Origin of the sequence: Streptomyces paradoxus (assembly GCF_014202475.1) — a bacterium.
GTDB classification, from domain to species: Bacteria; Actinomycetota; Actinomycetes; order Streptomycetales; family Streptomycetaceae; genus Streptomyces; species Streptomyces paradoxus.
In genome coordinates, this window is sequence record NZ_JACHGV010000004.1 from 393,742 (window position 1) to 415,504 (window position 21,763).

Annotated in this window: 20 protein-coding genes; 16 read left to right on the forward strand and 4 right to left on the reverse strand. The window is 68.2% G+C overall.

The window, feature by feature from the left end; all coding sequences use genetic code 11:
- Positions 1-3: 3 nt before the first annotated feature.
- From dnaK to HNR57_RS16350, 6 genes are all read left to right on the forward strand, one after another.
- The gene (gene dnaK, locus HNR57_RS16325; protein WP_062928188.1) at positions 4-1,860 is read left to right on the forward strand and encodes a molecular chaperone DnaK; all 1,857 of its coding nucleotides are present in this window, start codon (positions 4-6) and stop codon (positions 1,858-1,860) included.
- Positions 1,857-2,513, forward strand: a complete 657-nt coding sequence (gene grpE / locus HNR57_RS16330) for a nucleotide exchange factor GrpE (RefSeq protein ID WP_184560720.1) — start codon at positions 1,857-1,859, stop codon at positions 2,511-2,513. The genes dnaK and grpE overlap by 4 nt, the downstream gene beginning before the upstream one ends.
- Before the next feature lie 33 nt (positions 2,514-2,546).
- Positions 2,547-3,734 carry a molecular chaperone DnaJ gene (gene dnaJ / locus HNR57_RS16335; RefSeq protein WP_184560721.1) on the forward strand — a complete coding sequence of 396 codons (1,188 nt, stop codon included), beginning with the start codon at positions 2,547-2,549 and terminating at the stop codon, positions 3,732-3,734.
- A gap of 5 nt (positions 3,735-3,739) precedes the next feature.
- Positions 3,740-4,192: a heat shock protein transcriptional repressor HspR gene (locus HNR57_RS16340; RefSeq protein ID WP_033310108.1), complete on the forward strand. Its 453-nt coding sequence runs from the start codon at positions 3,740-3,742 to the stop codon at positions 4,190-4,192.
- A 269-nt stretch (positions 4,193-4,461) separates the two neighbouring features.
- Positions 4,462-5,580: a substrate-binding domain-containing protein gene (locus tag HNR57_RS16345; protein WP_184560722.1), complete on the forward strand. Its 1,119-nt coding sequence runs from the start codon at positions 4,462-4,464 to the stop codon at positions 5,578-5,580.
- 199 nt (positions 5,581-5,779) lie between these two features.
- Entirely contained in the window at positions 5,780-6,823 is a 1,044-nt protein-coding gene (locus tag HNR57_RS16350; protein ID WP_184560723.1) for a helix-turn-helix transcriptional regulator, read from the forward strand.
- Positions 6,824-6,919: 96 nt separating this feature from the next.
- Here HNR57_RS16350 and HNR57_RS16355 read toward each other — a convergent pair whose 3' ends face one another.
- Complete coding sequence (locus HNR57_RS16355) at positions 6,920-7,879, reverse strand: helix-turn-helix domain-containing protein (RefSeq protein WP_246554658.1); 960 nt, start codon at positions 7,877-7,879, stop codon at positions 6,920-6,922.
- 370 nt (positions 7,880-8,249) lie between these two features.
- On the opposite strand from HNR57_RS16355, the gene HNR57_RS16360 reads away from it, so the two are divergent.
- Positions 8,250-8,585: a Rieske (2Fe-2S) protein gene (locus HNR57_RS16360; protein WP_184560725.1), complete on the forward strand. Its 336-nt coding sequence runs from the start codon at positions 8,250-8,252 to the stop codon at positions 8,583-8,585.
- Positions 8,586-8,752: 167 nt separating this feature from the next.
- Here the strand turns inward: HNR57_RS16360 and HNR57_RS16365 are convergent, their stop codons facing one another.
- Positions 8,753-9,169, reverse strand: a complete 417-nt coding sequence (locus tag HNR57_RS16365; RefSeq protein WP_184560726.1) for a pyridoxamine 5'-phosphate oxidase family protein — start codon at positions 9,167-9,169, stop codon at positions 8,753-8,755.
- Positions 9,170-9,273: 104 nt separating this feature from the next.
- Between HNR57_RS16365 and clpB the strand changes: the two genes are divergently transcribed.
- The 4 genes from clpB to HNR57_RS16385 all read left to right on the forward strand — a co-directional run bounded on the left by clpB (position 9,274) and on the right by HNR57_RS16385 (position 14,246).
- Positions 9,274-11,871, forward strand: a complete 2,598-nt coding sequence (gene clpB / locus HNR57_RS16370) for an ATP-dependent chaperone ClpB (RefSeq protein WP_184560727.1) — start codon at positions 9,274-9,276, stop codon at positions 11,869-11,871.
- A 635-nt stretch (positions 11,872-12,506) separates the two neighbouring features.
- Entirely contained in the window at positions 12,507-13,034 is a 528-nt protein-coding gene (locus HNR57_RS16375; RefSeq protein ID WP_184560728.1) for a hypothetical protein, read from the forward strand.
- Positions 13,035-13,311: 277 nt separating this feature from the next.
- Positions 13,312-13,839 (forward strand): YbjN domain-containing protein, encoded by a 528-nt coding sequence (locus tag HNR57_RS16380; RefSeq protein WP_033310117.1) that lies wholly within the window; start codon positions 13,312-13,314, stop codon positions 13,837-13,839.
- Positions 13,840-14,078: 239 nt separating this feature from the next.
- Positions 14,079-14,246 (forward strand): hypothetical protein, encoded by a 168-nt coding sequence (locus tag HNR57_RS16385; protein ID WP_184560729.1) that lies wholly within the window; start codon positions 14,079-14,081, stop codon positions 14,244-14,246.
- A 143-nt stretch (positions 14,247-14,389) separates the two neighbouring features.
- On the opposite strand, the gene HNR57_RS16390 is transcribed toward HNR57_RS16385, so the two are convergent.
- On the reverse strand, positions 14,390-15,841 hold the full coding sequence (locus HNR57_RS16390) for a phytoene desaturase family protein (protein WP_184560730.1): 1,452 nt from the start codon (positions 15,839-15,841) through the stop codon (positions 14,390-14,392).
- A 465-nt stretch (positions 15,842-16,306) separates the two neighbouring features.
- Here HNR57_RS16390 and HNR57_RS16395 point away from each other — a divergent pair, with 465 nt between their 5' ends.
- From HNR57_RS16395 to HNR57_RS16410, 4 genes are read left to right on the forward strand one after another with little or no spacing between them, the layout of a single operon-like run.
- The gene (locus HNR57_RS16395; protein WP_184560731.1) at positions 16,307-16,669 is read left to right on the forward strand and encodes a hypothetical protein; all 363 of its coding nucleotides are present in this window, start codon (positions 16,307-16,309) and stop codon (positions 16,667-16,669) included.
- Entirely contained in the window at positions 16,666-17,346 is a 681-nt protein-coding gene (locus HNR57_RS16400; RefSeq protein WP_184560732.1) for a DUF5819 family protein, read from the forward strand. Before HNR57_RS16395 ends, HNR57_RS16400 begins: the two co-directional genes overlap by 4 nt.
- A gap of 5 nt (positions 17,347-17,351) precedes the next feature.
- Positions 17,352-18,365, forward strand: a complete 1,014-nt coding sequence (locus HNR57_RS16405; protein WP_221342571.1) for an HTTM domain-containing protein — start codon at positions 17,352-17,354, stop codon at positions 18,363-18,365.
- Between the two features lie 5 nt (positions 18,366-18,370).
- On the forward strand, positions 18,371-19,216 hold the full coding sequence (locus HNR57_RS16410) for a serine hydrolase domain-containing protein (protein WP_184560734.1): 846 nt from the start codon (positions 18,371-18,373) through the stop codon (positions 19,214-19,216).
- 38 nt (positions 19,217-19,254) lie between these two features.
- Here HNR57_RS16410 and HNR57_RS16415 read toward each other — a convergent pair whose 3' ends face one another.
- Positions 19,255-20,454 (reverse strand): pyridoxal phosphate-dependent aminotransferase, encoded by a 1,200-nt coding sequence (locus HNR57_RS16415; protein ID WP_184560735.1) that lies wholly within the window; start codon positions 20,452-20,454, stop codon positions 19,255-19,257.
- Positions 20,455-21,156: 702 nt separating this feature from the next.
- Between HNR57_RS16415 and HNR57_RS16420 the strand changes: the two genes are divergently transcribed.
- Positions 21,157-21,729: a hypothetical protein gene (locus HNR57_RS16420; protein ID WP_184560736.1), complete on the forward strand. Its 573-nt coding sequence runs from the start codon at positions 21,157-21,159 to the stop codon at positions 21,727-21,729.
- Positions 21,730-21,763: the final 34 nt, after the last annotated feature.

The following is a 21,763-nucleotide window of genomic DNA, read 5'->3' on the forward strand; positions in this document are numbered from 1 at the left end:
ACCATGGCACGTGCGGTCGGCATCGACCTGGGCACGACTAACTCCGTCGTCAGCGTTCTGGAGGGCGGCGAGCCCACCGTCATCACCAACGCCGAGGGCGCCAGGACCACGCCGTCCGTCGTCGCCTTCGCCAAGAACGGTGAGGTGCTCGTCGGAGAGGTGGCCAAGCGCCAGGCGGTCACGAACGTGGACCGGACCATCCGCTCCGTGAAGCGTCACATGGGCACCGACTGGAAGATCGAGCTCGACGGGAAGCCCTTCAACCCGCAGCAGATCAGCGCCTTCGTGCTCCAGAAGCTCAAGCGGGACGCCGAGTCCTACCTGGGCGAGAAGGTGACCGACGCGGTCATCACCGTCCCGGCGTACTTCAACGACTCCGAGCGCCAGGCCACGAAGGAGGCCGGTGAGATCGCCGGTCTGAACGTGCTGCGCATCGTCAACGAGCCCACCGCGGCCGCCCTGGCGTACGGCCTCGACAAGGACGACCAGACCATCCTGGTCTTCGACCTCGGTGGCGGCACGTTCGACGTCTCGCTGCTGGAGATCGGCGACGGCGTCGTCGAGGTGAAGGCCACCAACGGTGACAACCACCTCGGTGGTGACGACTGGGACCAGCGCGTCGTCGACTACCTGGTCCAGCAGTTCCAGTCCGGCCACGGCGTGGACCTGGGCAAGGACAAGATGGCCCTGCAGCGTCTGCGCGAGGCCGCCGAGAAGGCGAAGATCGAGCTGTCCTCGTCCACCGAGACCTCGATCAACCTGCCCTACATCACCGCCTCCGCCGAGGGCCCCCTGCACCTCGACGAGAAGCTCACCCGCGCCCAGTTCCAGCAGCTGACCGCGGACCTCCTGGAGCGCTGCAAGACGCCGTTCCACAACGTCATCAAGGACGCCGGCATCTCCATCAGCGAGATCGACCACGTCGTCCTGGTCGGCGGCTCGACCCGTATGCCCGCCGTCGCCGAGCTCGTCAAGGAGCTGACCGGCGGCAAGGACGCCAACAAGGGCGTCAACCCGGACGAGGTCGTCGCCATCGGCGCCGCCCTGCAGGCCGGTGTCCTCAAGGGCGAGGTCAAGGACGTCCTGCTCCTCGACGTCACCCCGCTGTCCCTCGGCATCGAGACCAAGGGCGGCATCATGACCAAGCTCATCGAGCGGAACACGACGATCCCGACCAAGCGGTCCGAGATCTTCACCACCGCCGAGGACAACCAGCCGTCCGTGCAGATCCAGGTCTACCAGGGCGAGCGCGAGATCGCGGCGTACAACAAGAAGCTCGGGATGTTCGAGCTGACCGGTCTGCCGCCGGCGCCCCGCGGCGTCCCGCAGATCGAGGTGTCCTTCGACATCGACGCCAACGGCATCATGCACGTGACCGCGAAGGACCTGGGCACGGGCAAGGAGCAGAAGATGACCGTCACCGGCGGCTCCTCGCTGCCGAAGGACGAGGTCGACCGCATGCGCCAGGAGGCCGAGCAGTACGCGGAGGAGGACCACAAGCGCCGCGAGGCCGCCGAGTCCCGCAACCAGGGCGAGCAGCTCGTCTACCAGACCGAGAAGTTCCTCAAGGACAACGAGGACAAGGTCCCGGGCGACATCAAGACCGAGGTCGAGGAGGCCGTCGCCGAGCTGAAGGAGAAGCTCAAGGGCGAGGACTCCGCCGAGATCCGCACCGCCACCGAGAAGGTCGCGGCCGTCTCGCAGAAGCTCGGCCAGGCCATGTACGCGGACGCCAATGCCGCCCAGGCCGCCGGTGGTCCCGCCGGTGACGCGGGCGCGGCCGGTGGTGCCAAGGCCGCTGACGACGACGTCGTCGACGCCGAGATCGTCGACGAGGACCGGAAGGACGGTGCCGCGTGACGGAGGAGACCCCGGGCTTCGACGAGCAGCAGCCCGACGTCCCTTCCGGCGCCACCTCCGAAGACGCCGAGCCGAAGGCCGCCTCCCCCTCCGCGGAGGAGGGGGCGGCCCCGGCCGGGGACACGGGCCAGGACGTGGCCCTGGTGGCCCAGCTGGACCAGGCCCGCACGGCGCTCACCGAGCGCACGGCGGACCTCCAGCGCCTCCAGGCCGAGTTCCAGAACTACCGCCGCCGGGTCGAGCGCGACCGGATCGCGGTCAAGGAGATCGCCATCGCGAACCTCCTGACCGAGCTCCTGCCCGTGCTCGACGACATCGGCCGCGCGCGGGAACACGGCGAACTGGTCGGCGGCTTCAAGTCCGTCGCCGAGTCGCTGGAGAGCACCGCGGCGAAGATGGGCCTGCAGCAGTTCGGCAAGGAGGGCGAGCCCTTCGACCCGACGATCCACGAAGCCCTGATGCACAGCTACGCACCGGACGTCACCGAGACGACGTGCGTCGCGATCCTGCAGCCCGGGTACCGGATCGGCGAGCGCACCATCCGCCCCGCGCGGGTGGCCGTGGCCGAACCCCAGCCGGGGGCGCAGACGGTCAAGGCGGACGAGTCCGCCGACGCCGACGACAAGGAGAGCGGTGGCCCGGACGAGGGCTGACGTCACGGACGAAGGGAAGGAGGGGCGTCGAGGATGAGCACCAAGGACTTCATCGAGAAGGACTACTACAAGGTCCTCGGCGTCCCCAAGGACGCCACCGAGGCCGAGATCAAGAAGGCGTACCGGAAGCTCGCCCGCGAGTTCCACCCGGACGCCAACAAGGGAAACGTCAAGGCGGAGGAGCGCTTCAAGGAGATCTCCGAGGCCAACGACATCCTCGGCGACCCCAAGAAGCGCAAGGAGTACGACGACGCGCGCGCCCTCTTCGGCAACGGCGGCTTCCGCCCGGGGCCGGGCGGCGCGGGCGGCTCCTTCAACTTCGACCTGGGCGACCTCTTCGGAGGCGGCGCCCAGGGCGGCGGCCAGGGAGCCGGCGGCTTCGGCGGCGGACTCGGTGACGTTTTCGGGGGCCTGTTCAACCGCGGCGGCGCGGGCGGACCGGGGACGCGTACGCACCCCCGGCGCGGCCAGGACATCGAGTCCGAGGTCACGCTCAGCTTCACGGAGGCGATCGAGGGCGCGACCGTCCCGCTGCGGATGTCGTCGCAGTCTCCCTGCAAGGCCTGTTCGGGCACCGGCGACAAGAACGGCACCCCCCGCGTGTGCCCGACCTGCGTCGGCACCGGGCAGGTCGCCCGGGGCAGCGGCGGCGGCTTCTCCCTGACCGACCCCTGCCCGGACTGCAAGGGCCGCGGCCTGATCGCGGAGAACGCCTGCGAGGTCTGCAAGGGCAGCGGCCGGGCCAAGTCCTCGCGGACCATGCAGGTGCGCATCCCCGCGGGCGTCAGCGACGGCCAGCGGATCCGGCTGCGCGGCAAGGGCGCGCCGGGCGAGCGCGGCGGCCCCGCGGGCGATCTGTACGTCGTCGTGCACGTCGACTCCCACCCGGTGTTCGGCCGCAGGGACGACAACCTCACCGTCACCGTCCCGGTCACCTTCACCGAGGCGGCCCTCGGCGGCGAGGTGCGGGTCCCGACGCTCGGCGGCCCGCCCGTCACGCTGAAGCTGCCCCCCGGCACGCCCAACGGCCGCACCATGCGCGCCCGGGGCAAGGGCGCGGTCCGCAAGGACGGCACCCGCGGCGACCTCCTGGTCACCGTCGAGGTGAGTGTTCCGAAGGACCTGACGGGGAAGGCTCGTGACGCACTCGAGGCGTATCGCGAGGCGACCGCGGGTGAGGACCCGCGGGCGGATCTGTTCCAGGCCGCGAAGGGAGCATGAGTCAGATGGACGGTCGTCGACGCAACCCGTATGAACTGACCGAGGAGACCCCGGTCTACGTCATCTCGGTGGCGGCCCAGCTGTCCGGCCTGCACCCGCAGACCCTGCGTCAGTACGACCGCCTGGGCCTGGTGTCCCCGGACCGGACCGCGGGCCGGGGCCGGCGCTACTCGGCCCGCGACATCGAACTGCTGCGCACCGTCCAGCAGTTGTCGCAGGACGAGGGCATCAACCTGGCCGGAATCAAGCGCATCATCGAACTGGAGAACCAGGTCGCCGCGCTCCAGGCCCGGGTGGCCGAGATGCAGGACGCGCTCGACGGCGCGGCGGCGGCCATGCGCCAGCGCGAGGCGGCGGTGCACGCGTCGTACCGCCGCGACCTGGTGCCGTACCAGGAGGTGCAGCAGACCAGCGCGCTGGTGGTGTGGCGGCCGAAGCGGCAGCAGCAGTCCGACTGACGCGCGTACGCAACGGAAAGGGGCCGGGAGCTGACTCCCGGCCCCTTTCGTCTGTTTGGAGCGCCTTGCCCTGGTTTCGCTGGGCCCCCCGTGGATGACCGGGTGGTGCACGCCACTTGAAGATGATTCCGCAGAGTCTTCACAACCGCTGCGGAGCGTGGTGTTGTCATCTCGTTAAGTGGTTCCGCTTGACGCTGAGGGGCGCGTCCGCGTTGGCTTTTCAGTCACATGGGCACCAAAGCTGCGCCCACGTCCGAATCACACGCGAAGTGAGCCCCCGCATGCGTCGTATCGCCATATCCGTGGCAGCCGCCACGATTTCCGTCACGCTCGCCGGCTGCGGCGTGCTCAACGCGACGGGGAGCAGTGACGACGCGAGTCCGGCGAAGGGCAACGACATCACCGTCGGGCTCCTGCTGCCGGAGAAAGCCAACACGCGCTACGAGAACTTCGACTACCCGATCATCAAGACGAAGGTCGAGTCGCTCACCAACGACAAGGGCCGCGTCGAGTACGCCAACGCCGAGGCGAGCTCGGACAAGCAGGCGACCCAGCTGCAGCAGATGATCGACGACCGGGTCGACGTGATCCTGCTGGACGCCGTCGACTCGAAGGCCATCGCGAGCGGCGTGAAGAAGGCGAAGGAGGCCGGCATCCCGGTCATCGCCTACGACCGGCTGGCCGAGGGCCCGATCGACGCGTACATCTCCTTCGACAACGAGCTGGTCGGCGAGGTCCAGGGCCGCACGCTGCTGGAGGCCATCGGCGAGAAGGCGAGCCTCTCCGACAAGATCGTCATGATGAACGGCTCGTCGACGGACCCGAACGCCAAGCAGTTCAAGGCGGGGGCCATGTCCGAGCTGAACGGCAAGGTGACGATCGCCGCGTCCTTCGACACCAAGGACTGGAAGCCGGAGAACGCCCAGGCCAACATGGCCGAGGCGATCCGGAAGATCGGCAAGGGCAACATCGCGGCGGTGTACTCCGCCAACGACGGCATGGCGGGCGGCATCCTCGAGGCGCTGCAGGCCGCGGGCGTGACCGAGCTGCCGCCGATCACCGGGCAGGACGCGGAGCTGCCGGCGGTCCAGCGGATCATCAGCGGCGAGCAGTACATGAGCGTGTACAAGTCCTACCCGCAGGAGGCGGAGAACGCCGCGGAGATGGCGGTCGCCAAGGTCCAGGGCCGCGACATCCAGTTCGCCGCCCTCACCCGCGACAAGGTCGACAGCCCCACGCACAAGGGCATCCCGGCACAGCTCGTGCCCGTGGTCGCGCTCACCAAGGAGAACATCAAGGACACGGTGGTCGCGGACGACATCTACAAGCTGGCGGACATCTGCACGGCCGAGTACAAGGCGGCGTGCCGGGCCATCGGCCTGAAGTAGCCGCGCCCCCGGCGCACATCGCGCCGGGCTCACCCACCCCCCGGCCGGCGGCCGCGACAGGGCGATCCGGCGCCCGGAGATACCGGTGCGTACCGGTGGTTTCCGGTGGTCGCCGCGCGGGGAGCCGTGTTGCGGAGCACGTCCCGTCCGCGCATAGTTGCGCTGCGGAAAGACGGCGAAACCGGGGGTGGGATGGGCGATGGCCGGGCACGGGGCGGAGCAGCATCCACACGGTGCAGACCGACTGTGCGAGGCCGGGGACCGCGTGTATTCCCGGGCCGTACGGCGCGGCCGGGTGCCGCGCCGGGATGCCGATCCGGTGCCCTGCCTGCTGGAACTCGCCTTGCTGCACCCGGATCCCGACGACATGGACTGGCTGGTGCCGACCTCCCCGCAGGAGGTCATGACCCGGCTGCTGCGCGGGATGCACGACGAGGTCAGCGCCAGCCAGCGGCGGGTGGGTTCGGCCGTCGCGGCCGTCGAGTGGTACGCCGGGCTGGGCCGCCAGGTGCGGCCGGCCGCGCCGGCGGCTGAGGGCCCCGCGATCCGGGTCCTGGACGGACTCGCCCGGATCCAGGCCGCGATGGACGAGGCGACCCAGGCGTGCACGGCCGAGGTGCTCACGGTCCAGCCCGGCGGCATCCGCCGCGAGGCGGAACTCTCCGAGGGGCTGCACCGGGCGCTGGCGCTGCGCGGCCGGGGCGTGCGGATGCGGGACCTGTACACGCATGTCGCCCGGCACGGGCAGGGCTTGCTGAACTATCTGGAGCTGATGGGCGACGCGGTGGAGGCGCGCACACTGGACGAGGTGATCGACCGGCTGATCCTCTTCGACCGGACGGTGGCGTTCATCCCCGCCAACACCGACCGCACGATGGCCCTCGAGCTACGGCATCCGGCGATCGTCGAGTACCTCGTCACGGTCTTCGACCGGCTGTGGCGCCTGGCCATCCCCCTCAAGGCCCCGCTCCCCGACACCGGCATCGAGGGCATCTCCCACCGTGAGCAGTCCATCGCGGCGCTGCTGGCGGAGGGGCATCAGGACGCCGTCATCGCCGAGCGGCTGGGCATAAGCGTCCGGACCTGCCGGGCCCACATCGCGCGCCTGTCGGAGACGCTGGGGGCGGCCAGCCGTACGCAACTCGGCGTGCGCATCGCCCAGGCGGGCCTCGACGGCCCGCCCCCCTCGGCCGCCTCCCCGTCCCTCAGCGTCCCTGATCAAGGATCCCGGACCGCCCGATGAGATACCCGGGCTGCGCCCTGCTCCGACTGCCCAGCGTCGCCGCGAGTTTGGCGATGTGCACGCGGGCGGTACGTCTCCCGGTGCGCGCCCGGGAGGTCAACCGGCGACACCTTCCTCATCCTGCTTCAGGATGCCGGACCGGGCGATGAGGTACCCCAGTTGGGCACGGCTGCCGCTGCCGAGGGCGGACGCGAGCTTGGCTATGTGGGCCCGGCAGGTGCGTACGTTCATGCCGAGGCGCCGGGCGATGGCCTCGTCCACGTGCCCCTCGACCAGGAGCTTGGCGATGGAGTACTGGATCTCCGTGATGCCGTCGCGGGCGGTCTCGTACGGTGTGCCGGTGCTGAGCGGGACCGACCGGTCCCACAAGTACTCGAAGAGCTTGATGAGGTAGCGGACCAGACCGGGGTGGCGCAGTTCCAGGGCGACCTGCTGATCGTCGCGGGCGGGGATGAAGGCGACGGACTCGTCGCAGATGATCAGGCGCTCGACGAGTTCGTCGATGGTGCGGTACTCCGCCTTGCCGTTGGAGAGCTGGGCCGCGTAGGCGAGTTGCTCGGGGTTGTAGCGGGCGGTGTGCTGATACAGGGTGCGGATGCGCACACCGCGTTCGATCAGCGGCCGGTCGCGCTCCAGGCCGAGCAGGAGGCTGCGTTCGGACATCCGGTCGGTGGGCTGGACGGTGAGCATCTCCGTCTGGCATTGCAAAGTGGCCATGTTGAGTGCGGCGTTGATTCGTTCGCCGCCTTCCAGCACAGTGATGGCGTCACTGGTGGCGGCCAGCTGGGTGCCCAGGGTCATGAACGGCTCGAAGGTCTCGGCGAGGCCGGTCGCCAGGCGCCGGCGGTCGGCTATCTCCTGCTCCAGCGGGTTGAGCTGCCGGGACAGGGCGACCGCGGGGGGCACCGGCCGCAGCCAGCCGGGGTCGTCCGGGTCGGGGTGGAGCAGGGCGAACTCCATCAGGCACGGAGCGGGCGCCACGTCCTCGCGTGCGATGCGTCCGGCGCGCAGTGCGGCGGCATACAGACGGCCGCCCTCGTCGCACCACTGGGTCATCGCATGGGGATGTGTCTCCTTAGTCCGATTCGATGTCAAATCTCCACCCCCCAGGGTCCTGAACATGCAGGAACATGATGCATCGATTGTGTGGCCATGACGTGCCCGAATGAGCCATCGTCGTACTCGACGGGGGAAAAGGGGACCTTCAAGTGAGGACGAAGCCGACTATGCGTAACAGAATGCTTCGCTCGGTGCTTGTCGCCGCCTTCTCCGCCGTTGTAGCCCTCGGTGCGCTGAGTGGCTTCTCCGATGTGAAGGACGAGGTTCGGGCGAACAGCAGCTGGCCGTCCGTCGCCGTGAACAGCGCTCAGGGGGCGGAGAACAGCAGCTGGCCGAGCTCCGGGGCAGCCGGATCCGGGAGCTGACCGTGACCACTCCACCCGACGACCGCTCCTTCCGCCGCGAGATGGCCACGGCCTACCGCTCCGGCTGGCACTTCATCGACCTGGTCACCGCCATCCCCCACAGTGGTGACTCGTTGATGGTGACCGTGTTCGGCGAGCCGGTGGTCGTCACGCGGGACGAGGACGAGGACGTACGGGCGTACCGGTGTCTGCGGCGGCCTCGGGGGGCGCCGCAGCCGGTGCGGTGCGCCGTACGGTACGGAATGATCTTTGTGAACCTGGACCAACGGGACCACCAGCAGGTGGAGGCCGACTCCCCTCCCCCGAGGACCATCTCTGCCACCCCCCGCAGTGCCTGACGCGATTCCCCCGTCGTAACAGATCGCTCAGGTGCTTCCCCCCGCAGCGGCGTCACCGTGACCTGAACACGGTGACGCCGCTGCAGTTTTCGGGGACATTTCCGGGTATCGACCCCAAGCGGTGGTGGCTGGATCCAGTCGATCACCGGTGTGGATTTTCACTTCGCTCAACCTCGCCCCATCGCCCGCGTCAGGTGGATCTCGATCACCACGCGCGCCGGGTTCGGCGACGGCGTCCTGCCGTAGCGCTCCGCGTAGCGCCGCTCCGCCTCGGCCACCCGGTCCGGCTCGTCGCGGACGAAGGCCCGGCCCTCCAGTGTCGCCCAGCGGCGGCCCTCCAGCTGGCAGACGGCGACGGCCGCCCCCTGGTCCCCGGCCGCCCGCACGTACCGCACCTTCGCGCTCGCCCGGTTGGTGATCACCCGAGCGAGACGGGCCTCGGGATCGTATGTGACCCCGACGGGTACCAGATGCGGAGTGCCGTCCGGGCGGGGAGTCGTCAGGGTGCACAGGTGCCGCTCCCGCCAGAAGCTGAGATACGACGGGTCCGGAGCCCCGGGGTCGACGGAGTACTTGGTCGCCATGCCCCGGAACTTAGACCCCCCGTGCCTCCCGGAACCGTCCTTGAGTGCACTAGACTCAACTTTGTGCAAGCCGTTCGGGTCAGTGCAAGGAGGAGAACGCGAACGTGGACGCCGAGCTGACCAACCGGAGCCGGGATGCGATCAACGCTGCCAGCAACCGGGCCGTGACCGAGGGGCACCCCGACCTCACCCCGGCCCATCTGCTGCTCGCGCTGCTCCAGGGCCAGGACAACGAGAACATCACCGACCTGCTCGCCGCGGTCGACGCCGACCAGGCCGCCGTACGCGCCGGGGCCGAGCGCGTCCTCGCCGGGCTGCCGAGCGTGACCGGGTCGACCGTCGCGCCGCCCCAGCCCAACCGCGAGATGCTGGCCGTCGTCGCCGACGCGCAGGCCCGCGCCAAGGACCTGGGGGACGAGTACCTCTCCACCGAGCACCTCCTGATCGCGCTCGCCGCGAAGGGCGGCGCGGCCGGCGACGTGCTGTCCCAGCAGGGGGCCGACGCCAGGAAGCTCCAGGCCGCCTTCCAGAAGACGCGGGGCCAGCGCCGGGTGACCACGGCCGACCCCGAGGGGCAGTACAAGGCCCTGGAGAAGTTCGGGACGGACTTCACCGCCGCGGCACGGGAGGGCAAGCTCGACCCGGTCATCGGCCGGGACCAGGAGATCCGCCGCGTCGTGCAGGTCCTGTCCCGCCGCACGAAGAACAACCCCGTCCTCATCGGCGAGCCCGGCGTCGGCAAGACCGCCGTCGTCGAGGGACTCGCCCAGCGGATCGTCAAGGGGGACGTGCCCGAGTCGCTGAAGGACAAGCGACTCGTCGCGCTCGACCTCGGCGCGATGGTCGCGGGCGCCAAGTACCGGGGCGAGTTCGAGGAGCGGCTGAAGACCGTCCTGGCCGAGATCAAGGACTCCGACGGGCAGATCATCACCTTCATCGACGAGCTGCACACGGTCGTCGGGGCCGGCGCGGGCGGCGACTCCGCCATGGACGCGGGGAACATGCTGAAGCCGATGCTGGCCCGCGGCGAGCTGCGCATGGTCGGTGCCACGACCCTCGACGAGTACCGCGAGCGGATCGAGAAGGACCCCGCCCTGGAGCGGCGCTTCCAGCAGGTGCTGGTCGCCGAGCCGACCGTCGAGGACTCCATCGCGATCCTGCGCGGGCTCAAGGGCCGCTACGAGGCCCACCACAAGGTGCAGATCGCCGACAGCGCGCTCGTCGCCGCCGCGTCGCTCTCCGACCGGTACATCACCTCCCGCTTCCTGCCCGACAAGGCCATCGACCTCGTCGACGAGGCGGCCTCCCGCCTGCGCATGGAGATCGACTCCTCGCCCGTCGAGATCGACGAACTCCAGCGCGCCGTCGACCGGTTGAAGATGGAGGAGCTGGCGATCGGCAAGGAGACCGACGCGGCCTCCCGCGAGCGCCTGGAGAAGCTGCGGCGCGACCTCGCCGACAAGGAGGAGGAGCTGCGCGGCCTCACCGCCCGCTGGGAGAAGGAGAAGCAGTCCCTCAACCGCGTCGGTGAGCTGAAGGAACGCCTCGACGAGATCCGCGGCCAGGCCGAACGTGCCCAGCGCGACGGCGACTTCGACACCGCCTCCAAGCTGCTCTACGGCGAGATCCCCGCCCTGGAGAAGGAACTGGAGGCCGCCTCCGAGGCCGAGGAGGAGGTCGCCAAGGACACGATGGTCAAGGAGGAGGTCGGCGCCGACGACATCGCCGACGTCGTCGCCTCCTGGACCGGCATCCCCGCCGGGCGGCTGCTGGAGGGCGAGACGCAGAAGCTGCTGCGCATGGAGGACGAGATCGGCAAGCGGCTCATCGGCCAGACCGAGGCCGTGCGCGCGGTGAGCGACGCCGTACGCCGCTCACGGGCCGGGATCTCCGACCCGGACCGCCCCACCGGCTCCTTCCTCTTCCTCGGACCGACCGGCGTCGGCAAGACCGAACTGGCCAAGGCCCTCGCCGACTTCCTCTTCGACGACGAGCGGGCGATGGTCCGCATCGACATGTCGGAGTACAGCGAGAAGCACAGCGTGGCCCGGCTGGTCGGCGCCCCGCCCGGATACGTCGGCTACGAGGAGGGCGGCCAGCTCACCGAGGCCGTGCGCCGCCGTCCGTACTCCGTCGTCCTGCTGGACGAGGTGGAGAAGGCCCACCCCGAGGTCTTCGACATCCTGCTCCAGGTACTGGACGACGGGCGTCTGACGGACGGCCAGGGCCGTACGGTCGACTTCCGCAACACGATCCTCGTGCTCACGTCGAACCTGGGCAGCCAGTACCTGGTCGACCCGGTGACCAGCGAGCAGGAGAAGAAGGAGCAGGTCCTGGAGGTGGTGCGGACCTCCTTCAAGCCGGAGTTCCTCAACCGGCTGGACGACCTGGTCGTCTTCGCCGCGCTGACCAAGCCCGAGCTGGAGCGCATCGCGAAGCTCCAGCTGGACCGGCTGGCCAAGCGGCTCGCCGAGCGGCGCCTCACCCTGGACATCACGCCCGAGGCGCTGGCGTGGCTCGCGGAGGAGGGCATGGACCCGGCGTACGGCGCCCGGCCGCTGCGGCGGCTCGTGCAGTCCGCCATCGGCGACCGGCTCGCCAAGGAGATCCTGTCCGGGGAGGTCAAGGACGGGGACACGGTCCGGGTGGACCGCTTCGAAGACGGGCTGCTGGTGGGCCCGGCGACCGGCAAGACCCTCTGACGGCCGCTCACGCGCTGGACGGCGGCCCGCCCCGCACATGCGGGGCGGGCCGTTTGGGCAGGGCGGGCCGTTGCGCAGGGCGGGCCGTGTGCCGCTCCGCCGGATGCCACGCCCGGGCATGGTGCCCGGCGGGGTTCGGGACCTCGTCCGCGACGCCGCCGCCCGGACGCGATGTATCCGGCCAACTCGCCGCGCCGTCCGTACGCTGCGGCCCTTCCGTTTCACGGCACCGTCGCTGTGTGCGGCCTTGTTCGAACGGCCTTCCGGTTTTCAGCCGCCGGTTCCGCTCCCCTGGCGGTTATCGGCCATGTCCTCTTGGCTCACTGTCGGCGTGTTGCCGGTGTGCCTAAAGTGACCGGGCTGCCAGTGAAGTGGACCTGACCAGTCCGTCCTGGTGCGTTGACCATCCACGGGGGGATTCAGCCATGCACGTCATCCTGCGCGCCTTCACGCCGCCACCTGCCCGCTGACGGGGAGGGAGCACCTCGCGGCCCGCGCCCGGAACAGCGGCGCTCCCGCACGGCGATGAACGCGTCCGCGTTCTCCGGCCGACGCTCCTTCGCACAGGTGACCAGCCCTCGGCCGGTGCCCTGCCCAGCCCTCGCGTGTATCCACTCCAGCAAGAAGGAATGCCCATGCGCAAGCTCCTGACCGCAGCCGGTCTCACCTCGTCCGCCGTCGCGCTCGGCGTGCTGTTCGCCGGCCCGGCCGCCGCCTGGACGGCCTCGTCCCAGTTCGACGTCGTCTTCCCCGGCCAGAAGCCGCAGACGACCTACTACGTGGAGAACACCGGCGCGAACACCACGTCGACCGGCAACATGACCGGGAAGTCGGTCGTCTACTGGCAGCTCGGCGTCAACCAGGTGATCGACGACTCGAAGCGGTTCACCAGCTTCAAGATCACCACCCGCATCGAGGCCCGCCTCGGCAAGGACGGGGACGACGAGGTCATCACCAAGAAGACGTGTGACATGACCACGGCCATCAATGAGCGCTACGCGTGGTCCTACGACTCCCCGGAGAACACCTGCGTCGCCCCGTCCACCGTCTACGACGGTGAGCTGTGGTGGTCGTCGGACGCCACGGTCGTCTACGACATCGAGGGAGACGGCAAGGGCGCCATCACCCAGGAACTCGCGGGCACCACCCTGATCCACGGCTGACGGGCGGAGCGCATGACCCGCACGCGGGTGACGCGCCCCCACCCGATGATCGCCGAGTACCGACCTGCGCCCCGGGCCCGTCGAGGACCGGGTCCGGCGGCCACGTCTTCGAGGTCCGGCGCGCCTGACAGGTGCGCCGGGGCTCCGGCGAGGTACCCGGTGTTTCCGCCGACCGGCCGGATCCTGTCAGCCGTGGGCTGACGGGGCCGGTCCGGGCTTGCCACCCCCCTCCCTGCATGGGGGAGGATGGCGGAATCCGTACGAAGGGAAATTCACGGTGACCATCGACCCGTCCTCGATTCCGAACTTCGGGGGCCAGCCCGAGCCGCAGCCCGGCGGCCCGGCCGGCCCCGTCGTCCCGGATCAGGACCTCGTGAAGCAGCTCCTCGACCAGATGGAGCTCAAGTACGTCGTCGACGACGAGGGAGACCTCGCGGCGCCGTGGGAGCAGTTCCGCACCTACTTCATGTTCCGGGGTGAGGGAGACCAGCAGGTCTTCTCCGTGCGGACGTTCTACGACCGGCCCCACGAGATCGAGGCCAAGCCGCAGATCCTGGAGTCGATCGACGACTGGAACCGCCGCACCCTGTGGCCCAAGGTCTACAGCCACACCCACGACGACGGCACGGTCCGCCTGATCGGCGAGGCCCAGATGCTGATCGGCATGGGTGTCAGCCTGGAGCACTTCGTCTCCTCGACGGTCAGCTGGGTGCGCGCCGCGATCGAGTTCGACAAGTGGCTCATCGAGCAGCTCGGTCTCGAAGAGGAGATCAACGAGGCGGAGAAGCCCGAAGACGACGAGTAGGCCCCCACGCCCGGGGCCACGGCGCGTCGGCGCGTACGAACAGGTACGCGCTGTACGCGCCGTTTGCCTTTTCGCACACGAGGAGGAGCAGTCCATGAGCTCCCCGTGAGCGGCTCCCACGGACGGACCCAGCCCTGCGCCGTTGTTTCCGATGAGTAGAGTAACCGGCTGACTGAAGATCGTAAGAGAAGGGAGCAAGGGTGCGCCGGTTACTGGGCGTAGCGGTTGTGATTGCGGGGATGGCTCTCGCGTTCTGGTTGGTCTTGGGGCCTTCGGCTGACTGGGAAGGTGGCGCGAGGTTCGGGCGCTTCGCCCTGTTGCTGAGCTGCTTCCTGGTGATCGGCGGCGGCGTGCGGTTGATCTTCCCCGACAAGGCCAAGGACGAGCCGACCGAGGTCGCCGGGTAGTCCCGTGCCCGGGGCTCAGCACGATCGCCCGGCCAAGTCGATGGCCGACCGGCCAGGATGCAGGCCCAGACGGGTGATGTCCTGGCCGGACAGGGTGGCCGGCGTCGGCGAGCGGGAGACCTGCTCACCACCCCGGCAGAGCCTCAGCGCGGTCCGAGGTGCGGAGGAGTACGCATGCCGAACTCGCGACGGAGTGCGGACAGCGCGGCCAGGTAACCCGACATGCCGTGAACGCTCGGCCCGGGCGGCGTTGACGCAGAGCACATGTAGACACCGGTCAGCGGTGTGCGGTATGGATCAAAACGTGGAACAGGGCGCATGACGGACTGCCAGAGAGTCATGGCACCCGCCCCGATGTCCCCGCCCACATAATTCGGGTTGTACGCGTGGTACTCGGCACCGCTGATCCCACGTCGATGGATCACCGTGTCGGCGAATCCGGGCGCGTAGCGCTCGATGCATGCCGTGACCATTGCCGTCGGGTCCACCGCGTCGCCGTTGGGGACGTGCGCGTAGGCCCACACCGGACGTCGCCCCGGTTTGGCGCGGCTCGGATCGGCCGAGGCGGGGTCGACCAGCAGAACGAACGGTTCCTCGGTTCGGATCCCGGCGGCAGCCTTTGTCTCGGCGTCGAACATCTCAGCCTGGGTTCCCCCCAGGTGAACGGTTGCGGCTTGCCCGACGCCAGGGTTGGCCCAGGGAATCGGCTCAGAGACGAGAAAGTCCACCTTGGCCGCTGCCGGCCCGTACCGGAAGCGTGCCAGGCCCCGCTTGTAACCGGCCGGAAGCCGGTCGGCTGCGATCTCCGTGAACGTCTTGGGGCTTGTGTCGAGAAGCACCAGTTTCGCTCGCGGGAGTTCGTCGAGGCTGGTCACGTGATGATCGGTGTGGAAGGTTCCGCCGTGGGCGGTGATGTCGTCTGCAAGCGCGTCGGCGATGCGAGCGCTGCCTCCCTCGGGGATCGGCCAACCGCCGGCGTGCGCGAGGTGTCCGAGGAGCATGGCGACCGCGCCCGAGGCAAGGGAAGGAAGTTTGCCGACCGCATGCGCCGCCACCCCCGTGAGGAGCGAACGGGCTACTTCGGTGCTGAAGCGGTGGGGCGCCAGCGCAGTGCCATGGGCAAGCACGCGGGAGCCCAGGAGCGCTGGGACGGCAAGGCTTCGCGGGAGTTCTCTCTGCCCCGACAGGACGAAGTCAACGAGCTCCTGGGAGTGGTTGACCAACGGCTGCATGAGACGACGCCAGCGCTCACCGTCCGGACCGAGATGGGCGCAGGTCGCTTCCAGATCCTGGTAGGCAAGGCCGGCCAGTCCGTTTTTCAGGGGGTGGGCGTAGCTGACGGATGGATACAGCATGTTCACCCCCCGGGATGCCAGGTCGAACTGACGAAAAAAGGGGGACACAACGGCCATAGGGTGAACGGCGGAACAGATGTCATGTTCTATCTCGCTATCGAAGAGTGACTCCGTCCGCAGCCCGCCCCCGATGGTTGTCCGGGCCTCGTACAAGGCAACCTTGAGGCCTGCCCGCCCGAGAGTGACCGCAGCGGCAAGGCCGTTCGGGCCGGTTCCAACCACAATCGCGTCGGGTTCCATTCATCCTCCGTAATTTTCGCCACTCGGAGCCGACGGCGAATGGGAGCCGCCCGGCGTCGGAAGTCATCGGCGGCGACTTTATGTGGGCGCTCGGCGGTATGTCACAGCGGCCAACGGGTGCAGACCGCGGCGACCATCGGGCGGGAACTTCCGGAATGGTTGGTTCCAGACCTTGTGATGATCATCACGTGACCACTCCTTGAGATGCCCGCGTCAATCTCCATAAGATCATCAGGAATCACGGCGGCGTGAGGAATCAACCTGCGAAAACAAGTTGACATCCGGAACGCGCGTCGCGAGAAAGCTTCCGGCTCCGTCGGAAGGCTGATTCGTCCACGGGGGACGAGCGGTCGAAGATGTCTGACCAACATCTTCAAACATGCCGCTGTTGATGTCTGACCAACATCTCGGGTGTGCCGCCGCTCTCCCCTCAGGCGATGAGGTAGTGAACAATAGAGGGGAAAAATGAAGAAGAAGAATGCCGCTGCCGTCGTCGGCGTGGCCATTGCCGGCACGTTCCTGACCGTGTCGATGCAGGGTTCCGCTCAGGCCTCCACGCCGCCGCAGGCGACCGCGGCCCTGAGCGCTCAGGCCACCACCGAGGACGCTCCGAAGGCGCCTCAGGCCCGCGCTGCCGGCCGGGCTGCTGTGGCTGCCGGCCGTGCTGCCGGCCGGGCTGCGGCCCGGGCCACCGTTCACGCACGGGCTGCTGCGGGATCCCTCGCGGAGCAGGCGGGGCAGGTTGCCAACAACTTCAGCCTGTTCGCCCCGCCTGCGAAGGTGTCGGGTGACGGCGCCTCCGCTGCGGCGACTGTCTTCGACAGGTGACAACGCGCCATCGGCGCATCCAGAGGGCGGCACTGTTGGCTGGTGCCGCCCTCCTGGGCGCCCATTTCTCCATCGCGGCGTTCTCTCAGGCGCCACTCAGCCCAGCCAAGATTCAGCTGCATGGAGTGATCAGCGGCTATCTGGAGCCGTACTTCACGCAGAACTGGAGTCTGTTCGCCCCTGATCCGACGAAAGACGATCAGGGGATAGTCGCGCGCGCAAAATGCGCCGACGGTGCGGTCACGGATTACTACGATGTGACCGGCCCTTTGATCAAGGAGACCCAGGAAGACCGATTCTTTCCTTCTCGTACGGTGCGGCTCGTAAGTAACGGGCTCAATCAGCTCAACGATTCAGATGACCTGTTGTGGCGTCTCCGTCAGAAGCAGAAAGAGGAGAACAGCGAAGACTCCGAGGTGAAGGACGGGAAGCGTAAGGGTGAAATCCCTCTGACGCCCTACGAGAAGAGTCAGCACAAGGACGCTGAGCGCTCCCTGTCCCGTTTCGCACTGACCCAGATACGCAACGTCTGCCCGGATGGCACGGGCCCGACCGCCGTCCAGGCGCGCATGTACATCAAGAAACTGCCTCCGTGGTCACAGCGAAACAACTCAAAAGCGAAGAGCACGCTGGACATTTACGACTTGCCGTGGAAAAAGGCGGTTGAACTGCAGTGAGTATCATGAAAAAGATTGACTCAGCTGCCAGTCGACCCGTCGCCGCACTGGGAGTTTCAGGAACCCGTGCGCTGCTCGGCTTCGTCGGGCTCATGTACTACCTGAGTCACTACGGTGATCGGAGCTACCTCTTCGGCCCGGGAGCCGATTCGGTCCTGCCGCACCACCTCTTCCTCGATCAGATCCGTGAGAAGGGAAGCTTCAGCCTCTACGCCTGGAGCACTTCCGAGGTCTGGTTCGAAGCGGTCTTCCACCTCGGCGTGCTCGCCGCCCTGGCTGTGACAGTGGGTGTGGGAGGCAGAGCGGTTCTCGCGGTGCACGGCATCCTCATCTGGTCGCTCTACGAGCGGCAGTCAGCCTTTCTGGACGGGGGAGACAACCTCGCCCAACTCGTGATTCCGATGCTGCTCCTGACAAACTGCTACCAGAACTTCTCGTTCTCGAGCGGAGTCGCCGACCGTGTCATCGGGCGGCTCCCGGAGAGCGTGCGCTCTCTGGGTGTTCCACTGCACAACCTCGGCGTGGTGGCGATCGCCGTACAGATGTGTCTCGTGTACGTGGTGAGCGGTCTGTACAAGGTGCAGGGAGACGTGTGGCAGGACGGCACCGCGCTCTTCTACATCATGCGCGTTCCCGAGTTCGAGCTGCCAGGTGTGTCCAACCTCGTCTACAACAACGACGTACTCGTCTTCCTCGGCACCTACAGCACCACCTTGTTCCTGGTGTACTTCCCCATGGGGATCCTGGTGCCCGCCCTGCGCCCGTGGACTGCGGCGGCCTCCATCGCGTTCCATGTATCCATCGGCGTGTTCATGGGCCTTACCGCGTTCGCCCTGACGATGATCGCCTGCGACCTCATCTTCCTCTCCTCCGCGCTGTCTCGCGCTCGCCGGATGGCACGGACCATCGGCAAACGCCGGACGCGGGAGCAGCCCGGGAGTATCCCGACGGTCACCGACCAGGACGCACCGGAAAGTGACACCCCGGACCGTGTCCCCGTTCCCCAAGCTGCAAGGTGAGGGTCATGCGCAGCGTCCCCACCTGCATCATCGGCAGTTCCCACACGGCTCCGTTGGTCACCGGCGCGCACGATCCCGACAAGTACGCTGAGGTGGGCTCCTTCACCAAGGTCATCACCGGGACCGTCCTGCAGCAGCTGGCCGAGCAGGGTGTCCTCACGATCGACGACCCCGTCGAACGCTGGCTCGACGTCCCGTCGGGAACCGGCATCACCCTGCGCCACCTCGCCGAGCACACCTCGGGCCTGCCTCGCCTCCCCCCTGGCACCGCTCGCCTCGACCCGTACCGGAATTTCACCGCTGACCGGCTGCGCCAACTGCTCGCCGACTTCGACCGGCTCACCGATGGTCCCGCCGGCGCGCACGAGGAGTACTCCAACTTCGGCTACGCGGTGCTCGGGGCGGCACTGACCGCAGCGACGGGGCAGGAATACGACGAGCTCGTCGCCGTGCACGTGCTGTCCCCGCTCGGCCTGCCGCCAGAAGCCATGACTGCCCGACCGCCCCAGGACAGCAGTCTGCTGCCGACCGGATGGTTCGGCCGCAGGGCGAAACCGTGGACCATGACGGGAGCCATCCTGCCCGCGGGCGGCCTGTGGGCGAGCCCCCGCACGCTGTCACGTGTGCTGACCGGTCTCGTACTCGACCGATCACTCGGGGAACCCGCCCTCGGATGGCAACGGTCGGGGCCGCTGCCCCTGATCTGGCACAACGGAGCGACAGGCACGGCGTCTTGCTTCGCCGGCGCGGTGCCTGACGGCCGCTGGACAGTGGTCCACCGTTTGAGTGGCTCGCCCGACGTGACGGACCGCACCGGCCTGGAGTACCTGCGCACAGCGCATTCCCGGTGAACCGGGAAAGGGCCACGCCCGGCGACCCGTCGAAACCCTCACGTCGACAACGCCGCCCCGAGCCGCTGCGCCGCCTCCTCCAGCACCCCCGTCCGCTTGCAGAACGCGAACCGTACGAACGGGGCGCCCTCCTCGCGGTGGTCGTAGAAGACCGCGTTGGGAATGGCGACGACGCGGGCGCGTTCCGGCAGGCCGCGGCAGAAGGCGATGCCGTCGCTCTCGCCGAGCGGGCGGATGTCGGTCGTGATGAAGTACGTGCCCGAGGGGCGGAAGACGCGGAAGCCCGCCTCCGCCAGGCCCGCCGCCAGCAGGTCCCGCTTGGCCAGCATGTCGGCGCGGAAGTCCGCGAAGTACGACTCGGGCAGCGACAGGGCCTCGGCCACCGCGTACTGGAACGGGCCCGCCGAGACGTACGTCAGGTACTGCTTGGCCGAGCGCACCGCCGTGACCAGCTCCGGGGCCGCCGTCACCCAGCCGACCTTCCAGCCGGTGAACGAGAATGTCTTCCCGCTGCTGGAGATGGTCACCGTGCGCTCGCGCATCCCCGGGAACGTCGCCAGCGGCACGTGCTCGGCGTCGTCGAAGACCAGGTGCTCGTACACCTCGTCCGTCACCACCAGCAGGTCGCGCTCCACGGCCAGCTCGGCGATCGCGGCCAGCTCCTCGCGGGTGAGAACCGTGCCGGTCGGGTTGTGCGGGGTATTGACCAGCAGCAGCCGGGTGCGGTCCGTGACGGCGTCGCGCAGCTCGTCGAGGTCGAGCCGGAAACGGCCCTCGTCCTCGTGCGCCCGCAGGGTGACCGGCACCCGGCGCCCGCCCGCCATCGCGATGCACGCCGCGTAGGAGTCGTAGTAGGGCTCGAAGGCGATCACCTCGTCCCCGGGCTCCACCAGGGCCAGCAGGGCGGCGGCGATGGCCTCCGTGGCGCCGGCGGTGACCAGGACCTCCGTGTCGGGGTCGTAGGACAGTCCGTAGCGGCGCTGCTGGTGGGCGGTGACGGCGGTGCGCAGCTCGGGGACGCCGGGGCCCGGCGGGTACTGATTGCCGCGGCCGTCCCGCAGGGCCCGTACGGCGGCCTCCCGGATCTCCTCGGGGCCGTCGGTGTCGGGGAAGCCCTGCCCGAGGTTGATGGCGCCGGTGCTCAGGGCCAGGGCGGACATCTCGGCGAAGATCGTCGTCCCGAACTCGGCGAGCCGGCGGTTCAGGAGGGGGCGCGCGCTGGAGGTCATGGCGGCCATCCTGCGCCGAAGCTCTGGAGTTCCTCAACTCACCTTCGGGGATGAGCGCCTGCGCCGGCACACGAGGTGCCCTCTCTGAGCAGGGGGAGGGCTGTCGTCGGCTGTCGTCATTTGTCGTCGTTGGCCGCCCTCGGACGGCCCACAGACGGCCCAGCCCGCAGGGAGTGGGCGGGGCCGTCCGAGGGCGTGTGGCTTGGCGTGCGGAGTATCTGCCCCCATAGACCGGGGGCCCTGAGCACGAGCATCGACTACAACAACCGCGATTTTGCAGGGGACTTCTTCGTCCCGAAGCAACTTGGGTGAGGCCGAGGCCTTGTGCTCATGCGCCTCTCACCTGCGCTGATAGTCCGCAGGCGTTCGCATTCGTCCGCTACTGTTCGCCGACGTTGTCACGCAGTTAGACGCTCAGCCGATCCGGCTCTGGAGGACTGCGCCCCGGTCGGCCGCTTCCCAATCTCAAGGCTTTCTGACTCTTGGCTCACCCCATCGCGCACGGGCACAACTCTGCCGAGTGGTGCGCCACAAACCGGCTGGTTATCCTTGCTGTGAGGTACTTGTCCGACCTGCTCGCGTGTACGGCGAGGCGAACGGCAAGCGAGGGTTTCCCACAAAGGCTCAGAAAGGCTGGACGCAGCCCTCTTTGTGTCGCAGGCCAACTAACTACCGGTGCCATCGCGCATTGATCCGGGTAGAGACAACCGTATGCCAGCGGCGGTTAGAACTGTCATCGGTATAGGCCCTTGGGGGTCAATTATGGAAGCCCTGATCGCGATCCTGGGATTTCTGGGCGGCGGGGCGGCTGGCGCGACGATAACGACTATATCAACGCGCGCTAGGAATAGGGCTGAAATTGAGAGAGCCAAGGCGGAAACGCGCAAAGCAGGGCTGGAGGCAGACCGCATAATTGCCGAAATTGAGCGAGCGAAGTCGGCAATTCAAGAGAGCCAGTCGAGCAATACTGAGGCCATAGGAAGCCTGAGTGAAACGATTAGCGGAACCGCAAGTCGGGTCGAAGAGGTGGCTCGACAGATTGAGGACGATCGGAAAGTCGATTCGGTCGATCGTGCAGTGCTGAGTAACTTGATCCGAAGAGCATCTGAGATTCCAAATCGACGCCTCAACGAAGAGTCACTCGTCTCGTCTATTCGCGAAATCCTCGGAGATAATGCAGAGATTGAGATAGAGATAGATAGGCTTATTCGGTCGGGAAGTATTAAGCGGCTGGCCAGCGATAGGTATGTAGTGACGGAGATTGGGAGACAGCGAATCGTCTGAAATTTAAGGACGAATCACCCGCGACATTCACAAG